This is a genomic window from Micromonospora sp. (assembly GCF_048594385.1).
Classification (GTDB): domain Bacteria; phylum Actinomycetota; class Actinomycetes; order Mycobacteriales; family Micromonosporaceae; genus Micromonospora; species Micromonospora wenchangensis.
Genome location: NZ_JBMDWU010000305.1, coordinates 1 through 6,659, shown reverse-complemented (window position 1 = coordinate 6,659; position 6,659 = coordinate 1). Strand labels below are relative to the sequence as shown.

General features: G+C 75.0%; 7 protein-coding genes. 3 read left to right on the top strand and 4 right to left on the bottom strand.

The window, feature by feature from the left end; genetic code table 11:
• The 4 genes from ACOJTC_RS16270 to ACOJTC_RS16255 form a co-directional block, all read right to left on the bottom strand.
• Positions 1-191 (bottom strand): SDR family NAD(P)-dependent oxidoreductase (locus ACOJTC_RS16270; RefSeq protein ID WP_420117513.1); only part of this gene is annotated, 191 nt, incomplete at its 3' end.
• A gap of 727 nt (positions 192-918) precedes the next feature.
• Positions 919-1,869 carry a VWA domain-containing protein gene (locus ACOJTC_RS16265; RefSeq protein WP_204926145.1) on the bottom strand — a complete coding sequence of 317 codons (951 nt, stop codon included), beginning with the start codon at positions 1,867-1,869 and terminating at the stop codon, positions 919-921.
• Complete coding sequence (locus ACOJTC_RS16260; RefSeq protein ID WP_420117514.1) at positions 1,866-2,876, bottom strand: DUF58 domain-containing protein; 1,011 nt, start codon at positions 2,874-2,876, stop codon at positions 1,866-1,868. The genes ACOJTC_RS16265 and ACOJTC_RS16260 overlap by 4 nt, the downstream gene beginning before the upstream one ends.
• Positions 2,855-3,964, bottom strand: a complete 1,110-nt coding sequence (locus ACOJTC_RS16255; protein ID WP_204926144.1) for an AAA family ATPase — start codon at positions 3,962-3,964, stop codon at positions 2,855-2,857. Before ACOJTC_RS16255 ends, ACOJTC_RS16260 begins: the two co-directional genes overlap by 22 nt.
• Positions 3,965-4,261: 297 nt before the next feature.
• Here ACOJTC_RS16255 and ACOJTC_RS16250 point away from each other — a divergent pair, with 297 nt between their 5' ends.
• From ACOJTC_RS16250 to ACOJTC_RS16240, 3 genes are read left to right on the top strand one after another with little or no spacing between them, the layout of a single operon-like run.
• Positions 4,262-4,492 (top strand): hypothetical protein, encoded by a 231-nt coding sequence (locus tag ACOJTC_RS16250; protein ID WP_204926143.1) that lies wholly within the window; start codon positions 4,262-4,264, stop codon positions 4,490-4,492.
• A complete protein-coding gene (locus ACOJTC_RS16245; RefSeq protein ID WP_307826231.1) occupies positions 4,489-5,007 on the top strand; it encodes a PH domain-containing protein in 519 nt (172 codons plus the stop codon). Before ACOJTC_RS16250 ends, ACOJTC_RS16245 begins: the two co-directional genes overlap by 4 nt.
• Positions 5,004-6,479, top strand: coding sequence for a PH domain-containing protein (locus ACOJTC_RS16240; RefSeq protein ID WP_420117512.1), 1,476 nt, complete (start codon positions 5,004-5,006; stop codon positions 6,477-6,479). Before ACOJTC_RS16245 ends, ACOJTC_RS16240 begins: the two co-directional genes overlap by 4 nt.
• The last annotated feature ends 180 nt before the right edge of the window (positions 6,480-6,659 follow it).

Here is a 6,659-nt window from a genome sequence, read left to right as displayed (position 1 = left end):
GCCTCGACGGCGGTGTACGCGGAGTCGACAGAGGCGCTGTCGGTGAAGTCGAACCGGACGCCGAACATTCCCTCCGGCGCGTCGCCGCTGCTGTGCGTGACCGCGACCCGGTCGCCCTGCTTGGCGAACGCCTGGGCGATGGCCAGTCCGATTCCCCGGTTGCCGCCGGTCACCAGCACGGTGCGGGCCACGGGTCCCCCTTCGGTTCCGCTGATCATTCCGGTCGGAGCCTAGGCGTTACCGGCAGGTAACCGCTAACAGTGCGCCACCGGGCCCGGCGCGGCGGCCGGGAGGAATCGCGGGGCGACCACCCTCCGGGAGCAGGCGACCACCGTCCGGGGCCGGGTCGGCCGAATGCGCGTCGCGGGTGCCCCCGTTGTACGATGATCAGCGTCCGCGAGCCGAATGCGACTCGCGTTTCTGGCCCCGCCGACCGCAGGAGGTGATCGCTGTGCGAGATAGCGATCCTCCCAGTCGTGGCCGGGCCGTCCGTCAGCCCCGCTGAGCCACGACTCAGTCGGTCGAGCTGACCCAGCTCCCGCTCCCCGTCACCGCCCGCCTGCGGCCCCGGCCGACAGACCGGTAGGTGGTGCCGTCCCGCGCCGGGACGCCCCCGTGGAGCACCCCGGTCACGACTTCGTGTGCGCGCCCTGATCAACCCCTGCGGTCCCGCCCGCCCCGCGGACCGTCCAGTCGCCACCGGAGCCGTTCATGAGCCGCTACGTCGCCCCGTTGGGCTTCACCCTCGCCGCCGTCTGGGTGGCCGTCGTGTTCGTGCTGGCCGGCGGCGGTCCCTGAGACCGCCGCGCCGACCCGCGCGCCCCGCACCCGCGAGCACCGCCGGGACGCCCCGGACCCGGATCACCGCCGGGACGTCCCGGGGGACGGGCACCGCACCCCGGGACGTCCCGGCCGACCTCAGAGCATCCGGGACGTCCAGAGCAGGCTCAGCCCGCCCGCGCAGAGCGCCAGCAGCAGCGCCGCCCCCGCGTACCACTGGGTGATCTCGCGGGGCTCGGTGCGGAACCCGATCGACGAACCCATGTCCTGGTAGACCTGCTTCAGCTCGGCCACCGAGGCCGCCTCGTAGAAGAAGCCCTCGGTGGTCTCGGCGAGCTGGGCCAACGCCAGCCGGTCCACCGGCACCCGCTGCAACTGACCACCGATGTCGACCTGCCCCGAGTCCGTGCCGAACGCGATGGTCGAGACCGGCACGTTCGCCGCCTGCGCCGCCGCCGCGGCCTCCTCCACCGACCGGCCCGAGGTGCGGAACCCGTCGGAGAGCAGCACGATCCGGGCCGGCGGGATACCGGCCGCGCCGTCGGCCGGCACCGACCGGATCGCCTCCAGGCAGGTGAAGACCGCCTCGCCGGTGGCGGTCGCCTCGGCCAGGGTCAGCCCGTCGATCGCCGCCGTCACCGCGGCCCGGTCCTTGGTGGGCGCGACCAGCACGTTCGCCGCCTTGGCGAAGGAGACCAGCCCCAGGTTGTAGCTGGCCGGCAGCTCGCCGACGAACTGCTTGGCCGCCTCCTGCGCCGCCTCCAACCGGTTCGGCGACACGTCGTCGGCCTGCATCGACAACGACACGTCGATGGCGAGCATCACGGTGGCCCGCTCCAGCGGCTCCTCGGTGTCGATCGCCGGGCGGGCCATCCCGGTGGCCAGCGCCACCATCGCCAACAGCAGTGCGGTCGCCGCCGCGTGCCGTCGCCACCCCAACCCCTTCGGCGCGAGGGTACGCAGCAGGTCCACGTTGGTGAACCGCATCGCGTACGCCCGGCGGTGGCGCTGCCGCCAGACGTAGGCGGCGGCCAGGACCAGCACCGGCACCAGGGCCAGCAGCCACCACGGTTGCATGAAACGGATCATCGCGTCGTCCCCCGGGTGCGGGCGTGCCGCTGGGCGGCCACGAATCGCACCATGTCCAGCAGCCAGTCTCGGTCGGTACGCAGCATCAGGTGCCCGGCCCCGGCGGCCCGCAGCTCGGTGGCGATCGCGCCGCGCTGGGCGGCGGCCGCCTCGGCGTAGCGGCGGCGCAGCCGCGGATCGGCGGTCTGCACCTCGTGCAGTTCCCCGGTCTCCGGGTCCACCACCGGCAGCACCCCCACGTCGGGCAACTCCAGCTCGCGCGGGTCGACCACCTCGATGGCCAGCACGTCGTGCCGGACCCGCAGCTTACGCAGCGGCCGGCCCCACTGCGCGGGCGGCGCGAGGAAGTCCGAGATCACCACCGCCAGGCCCCGGCGGCGCGGCGGCCGGTTGAGCAGGTCCACCAGCGCGCCGAGGTCGCCGCGTCCGGGGCGCAGCGGGGTGTGCGCCACCGCGCGCAGCAGCGCCTGCGCCTCCCGCCGGCCGGACCGGGCCGGCACCCGGGTCAGCACCCCGGGCCCGGTGGGCGCCGGTGGCGGGGCGGAGCGCCACCGACGGGTGGGCGGGGCCGGCGGCGGGGCCCCGGTGCCGATCACCGCGCCGATCCGGTTGCCGCCGCGCACCGTCAGGTGGGTCAACGCGGCCGTCGCGGCGACCACCACGTCCCGCTTGAGCCACCGGCCGGTGCCGAAGTCCAGGCTCGCCGACAGGTCCACCGCCAGCCAGGTCTCCAACTCCCGGTCGGCCACCGTACGCCGCACGTGCGGGGTGGTGGTGCGGGCGGTCACCGGCCAGTCCATCCGGCGTACGTCGTCGCCGGGTCGGTACTCGCGGGACTCCCCCGCCTCGCTGCCCGGACCGGGCAGCAGGCCCGCGTAGTCGCCCTGGAGCAGCCCGTCGAGTTTGCGGGTCACCAGCAGTTGCAGGCGGGACAGCACCGCCTCGGTCCGCTCCCCACCGGCGTCGGCCGGGCGTACCGGTGCGGTCACGGGTGCTGCCCGGGCCAGCCGGCGGCCGGCGGGCCGCTGACCGGCGGCGGCCCGGACGCCTGCTGCCGGGGCGCGACCGAGGGCGGCGGGATGGTCGACATCACCCGGTGCACCACGTGGTCGGCGGGCACGTCGTCGGCGAGCGCGTCATAGCTGAGCACCAACCGGTGCCGCAGGATGTCCGGCGCGATGTCCTGGACGTCCTGGGGCAGCGCGTAGTCCCGGCCGCGCAGCAGGGCCAGCGCCCGGGTGGCCCGGATCAGGCCGAGCGAGGCACGCGGGCTGGCCCCGTACTGGATCAGCCGGGCCACGTCGGGCATCCCGTGCTCGGCCGGGCTGCGGGTGGCCAGCACCAGCCGTACCGCGTAGTCGACCAGGGCGTTGTGCACGAAGACCTGGTCGGCCTTGCGTTGCAGGGCGAGCAGGTCGTCGGTGTCGAACACCTGCGCCGGCTCGGGCGCGGCGACCCCCATCCGGTAGACGATCTCCCGCTCCTCGGCGTCGGTCGGATACCCGACGACGATCTTCATCAGGAAACGGTCCCGCTGCGCCTCCGGCAGCGGATAGACGCCCTCCTGCTCGATCGGGTTCTGGGTCGCCATCACCAGGAACGGGTCGGGCACCCGGTGGCTCTGACCGCCGATCGACACCTGCCGCTCGCTCATCACCTCCAGCAGCGCCGACTGCACCTTGGCCGGGGCCCGGTTGATCTCGTCGGCGAGCAGGAAGTTCACGAAGACCGGGCCCAGCTCGACGTCGAACTTCTCACTCGACTGCCGGTAGATCCGGGTGCCCATGATGTCCGCCGGCACCAGGTCCGGGGTGAACTGCACCCGGGCGAACTGCCCGCCCACCACCCGGGCCATCGTCTCCACGGCGAGGGTCTTGGCCACCCCGGGCACCCCCTCCAGCAGGCAGTGCCCCCGGGCCAGGAGCGCCACGAACATCCGCTCCACCATCCGGTCCTGACCGACGATCACCCGTTTGATCTCGAACAGGGCCCGTTCCAGCAGGGTGGCGTCCTGGGCGGGGGTGGTCACCGCCGCGGGTGTCTCGGGGGCCGTCCCGTTCGGGGTCGGGGCGTCGGGCGTGGTCGGCTGGGCCACCGGTCCTCCACAGCATGTTCGGTCGTCGTGGCGTGGTGCGGTAACAAGACTCGCATGCCCGGCTGAGAGCCGAGGTGGGGAGAACCCGATTTCGGGTACGCCGTCCGGATCACCGAATCGCTGAACGAGGCTGGACACGAAGGGGCCTGCCACGTGTACGATTCACCCCGTCGCCGGGCGGCTCCCCCCGTGGCCGCCCGGCGCTCACCTCTTCTCCGGCCCCGGCTTCTCCGGCCCGGCGCACATCCCCGGTCCCGGCGCACGACCCCGGCCACGGCGCGCGCCTACACTCCCCTGGTGACCGATCCCACCCCCGCAGGCGAGCCACCCGTCTGTTCGTCCCGGGGCTGCCGCGCGCCCGCCGCGTGGGCACTGCGCTGGAACAATCCCCGGTTGCACGAGCCCGAGCGGCGCAAGACCTGGCTCGCCTGCCCGGCCCACCGGGGCAGCCTCGGCGACTTCCTCGACGCCCGCGGCTTCCTCCGTGACGTCACCGCGCTCCCCGGATCGCATACCCTCGAAGCGTGAACGCTGCCGAGCCACCCCAGTCCCCGGTGAGCGCCCTGGAACCCTGGCCGGACACGGTCCACTGGCAGCCCATCTCGACCGACCTGATCTGGGTCGAACTGCTCCGCCTGGCGATGGGCCTGGCGGTGCTGCTGGTCGGGCTGGCGCTGGGCTGGGCGTTCACCGGGCACTGGCTGTTCGGTGCCGGCTGTGCCGTGGTGCTGCTCGGCGGTGCCTGGCGGGTGGTGACGATCGTCCGCGCCGTGCGCGCCTGGGGGTACGCCGAGCGCGCCGACGACCTGCTGGTCCGGCACGGGCTGCTGGTCCGCCGGTTGTCCATCGTGCCGTACTCGCGGATGCAGTTCGTCGACGTCAGCGCGGGCCCGCTGGAACGCGCCTTCGACCTCGCCACCGTGCAGCTGCACACCGCCGCGGCGGCCACCGACGCCCGGGTGCCCGGCCTGCGGCCGGCGGAGGCGGCCCGGCTCCGCGACCGGCTCACCGCCCTCGGTGAGGACCGGGCGGAGGGACTGTGACCGACGGTTCCCCCGGCCCCGGCGCACCCCACCCGACGCCCCCGCACGCCCCGACGGCACCCGACGTCCCGGCGGCTCCCGACGTCCCGGCGGCTCCGGCTGCCCCGCCGGTGGGGACGGGCGGGCCGGCCGGTGCCGAGCCACGGCAGCGGCTGCACCCGCTGAGCCCGGTGTTGCAGGGGGCGAAGTCCCTGGTCGTGGTGATCGCCGGGCTCTCCTGGTCGACACTGTCCCGGGTCGGCTTCGGCTGGTTCGCGGTGCTGGTGGCGGTGCTCGCCCTGGGCGCGACGGTGCTGGCGGTGGTGAGCTGGTACAACACCGGCTACCACATCGTCGGGCGGGAACTGCGGGTGTACGAGGGGCTGCTGTGGCGGCGGACCCGGGCGATCCCGCTGGAGCGGTTGCAGGCCGTGGAGGTGGTCCGCCCCCTGCTGGCGCAGCTCACCGGCCTGGCCGAGCTGCGCCTGGAGGTGGTCGGCGGCGGCAAGACCGAGGCGCCGCTGGCGTACCTGTCGGTCGCCGACGCGGCCCGGCTACGGCAACGGCTGCTCGCCGTGGCCGCCGGCCTGCCCGACGGGGCGGCCACCGGTCCCGGCCCGCAGTCGACAGCCGTCGTGCCGCCGGGCGGGGACGCCGGCGCGCCGGTCGACCGGGAGCCGGCCGGCCGGCCGCTGCACGCGGTGACCAACACCGACCTGCTGGTCAGCCAGCTACTCACCCCGCAGGCGTTCCTGCTGCCGGTCGGGGTGGCCTTCGTGGTGGCGCAGTTCCTCTCCGAGGGCTCCTGGTCGTTCATCGCGGTGGCCAGCACCCTGACCGCGATGGCCGGTGTGCTGCTGCAACCGGTCCGCCGGGTCCTCGACGACTGGAACTTCCGGCTGGCCCGCGAGGCCGACCGGCTACGCATCCACAACGGCCTGCTGGAGACCCGGGTGCAGACGGTGCCGCTGGATCGGGTGCAGACCGTCGGGGTGACCTGGCCGCTGCTCTGGCGGATGAAGGGGTGGCTGCGGCTGCGGCTGGAGGTCGCCGGCTACTCCGGCGGCGAGGCCGACGACCGCAACCGGCCCGACCGGCTGCTGCCCGTCGGTGACCTGACCGTCGGGGCGGCGATCGTCGACGAGGTGCTGCCCGGGGTGACGCTGACCGCGCTGCCGCTGACGCCCCCGCCGGGCCGGGCCCGCTGGTTGCGCCCGCTCAGCGCCCGGGTGCTCGGCGCGGGCCTGCACGAGCGGGTCTTCGCCGTCCGCTCCGGCCTGCTCACCCGGCAGTTGACGCTGGTGCCGTACGCCCGGATGCAGAGCGTGCGGGTGGTGCAGGGGCCGGCGCAGCGCCGGTTGCGGCTGGCCACCGTGCACGTCGACACGGCCGGCGGGTCGGGAGCCGCCGCGCACGACCGTGACCTGGCGCAGGCGTGGGCGCTCGCCGCGGAGCTGACCGCGCGGGCGCACGCCGCCCGCCGGGCCCGCTGATCAGCGTTCGGCGTTCCCGCTGACGGTGACCGGGGTGGGGGCGGATCCGCCGGGCGGCGGGTCGTCGTCGGGGGCACCGCGCCGGGCGCGGCGGGCCCGCCAGGCCCCCGCGGCCCGCCCCACCCCCACGCACGGCAAACCCACGGACCCCCCCCCCCCCAGGCCCTCGATGACGGAGTG

Bases quoted from the DNA above. Each gene is read 5' to 3' on its own strand.
- ACOJTC_RS16265 (WP_204926145.1), bottom strand. From the start codon at position 1,869: ATGATCCGTTTCATGCAACCGTGGTGGCTGCTGGCCCTGGTGCCGGTG.